Source organism: Streptomyces europaeiscabiei, from assembly GCF_001550375.1.
Taxonomy (GTDB): Bacteria; Actinomycetota; Actinomycetes; order Streptomycetales; family Streptomycetaceae; genus Streptomyces; species Streptomyces europaeiscabiei.
In genome coordinates this window covers 1-1,675 of the sequence record NZ_LRTR01000581.1, presented here as the reverse complement: position 1 = coordinate 1,675, position 1,675 = coordinate 1, and the positions used below count along the sequence as shown (strand labels likewise).

The 1,675-nt window shown below is 74.9% G+C and carries 1 protein-coding gene; it reads right to left on the bottom strand.

Features of this window, described 5'->3' with window-relative positions; translation table 11 throughout:
* Positions 1–1,675 (bottom strand): type I polyketide synthase (locus tag AWZ10_RS27785; protein ID WP_167365993.1); only part of this gene is annotated, 1,675 nt, incomplete at both ends.

Below are 1,675 nucleotides of genomic sequence, written 5' to 3'. Positions count from 1 at the left end.
CACCGGTACGGCGGGCAGCGCGGCCCGCGTGGCGGGCCGGTCGGGGGTGTCGGGGGCCTGTTCGACGATGACGTGGGCGTTGGTGCCGCTCATGCCGAAGGAGGAGACTCCGGCGCGGTGTGCGCGGCCGGTGTCGGGCCAGGGGCGTTCCTCGGTGAGCAGACGGACGTGTCCGGCGGTCCAGTCGACGTGCGGGGTGGGGTTGTCGGCGTACAGGGTGCGGGGCAGGACGCCTTCGCGCAGGGCCATCACCATCTTGATGACGCCGCCGACGCCGGCGGCGGCCTGGCTGTGCCCGATGTTGGACTTCAGGGAGCCGAGCCACAGCGGCCGGTCCTCGGCGCGGTCCTGGCCATAGGCGGCGAGGAGGGCTTGGGCCTCGATGGGGTCGCCGAGGGTGGTGCCGGTGCCGTGCGCCTCGACGGCGTCCACGTCCTGCGGGGCGAGTCCGGCGGTGGCGAGGGCCTGCCGGATGACGCGCTGCTGGGAGGGGCCGTTGGGGGCGGTCAGGCCGTTGGAGGCGCCGTCCTGGTTGAGGGCGGAGCCGCGGATCACGGCGAGTACCTGGTGGCCGTTGCGGCGGGCGTCGGAGAGCCGTTCGAGGACGATCATGCCGACGCCCTCGGCCCAGCTGGCGCCGTCGGCGTCCGCGGAGAAGGGCTTGCAGCGGCCGTCCTCGGCGAGGGCGCGCTGCCGGCTGAACTCGATGAGGGAGCCCGGCGTCGACATCACGGTGACGCCGCCGGCCAGGGCGAGGTCGCACTCGCCCTGACGCAGGGACTGCGCGGCGAGGTGCAGGGCGACGAGGGAGGAGGAGCAGGCGGTGTCGACGGAGACGGCCGGGCCTTCCAGGCCGAGCGCGTAGGAGATGCGGCCGGACAGGACGCTGGGCGAGTTGCCGGTGCCGACGTAGCCCTCGAAGTTGTCGTCGGAGGCCGCGAGGATCGTCACGTAGTCCTGGTAGGTGACGCCGGCGAAGACGCCCGTGGCGGAGCCGCGGGCCGCGGCCGGGTCGACGCCCGCGCGTTCCAGTGCCTCCCAGGAGACCTCCAGGAGCAGGCGCTGCTGGGGGTCCATGGCGAGGGCCTCGCGGGGCGAGATGCTGAAGAACGCGGGGTCGAAGCGGCTGGCGTCGTGCAGGAAGCCGCCTTCCCGGGTGTAGACGGTGCCGGGGTGGTCGGGGTCGGGGTGGTAGAGCCGCTCGGGGCTCCAGTTGCGGTCGGTGGGCAGCGGCGAGATGCCGTCGGCTCCGGCGCGTACCAGGTCCCACAGGTCCTCGGGTCCGGCGATGCCGCCGGGGTAGCGGCAGGCCATGCCGACGACGGCGATCGGGTCGTCGTCGACGGCGCGGCGGGCGGCGACGGGGGTGCCGTCGCCGGCGGTGCCGAACAGGTCGTCGGCGAGGTGCCGGGCGAGTACGGCCGGGGTCGGGTGGTCGAAGACGAGGGTGGCGGGCAGGGTGACGCCGAGGGCGGCACTGAGCCCGTTGCGCAGTTCGACCGCGGTCAGCGAGGTGAGGCCGAGGTCGGTGAAGGGCCGGGCCGGTTCGACGTCGTCGGGGCCGGCGTGTCCGAGCACGGCGGCGACACGGTCGCGGACGGTGGTGAGCAGGGCGCGTTCGCGTTCCGCGGCGGGCCGGCCGGCCAGGCGTTCCAGGAGGCTGCCGGGCGGCTGG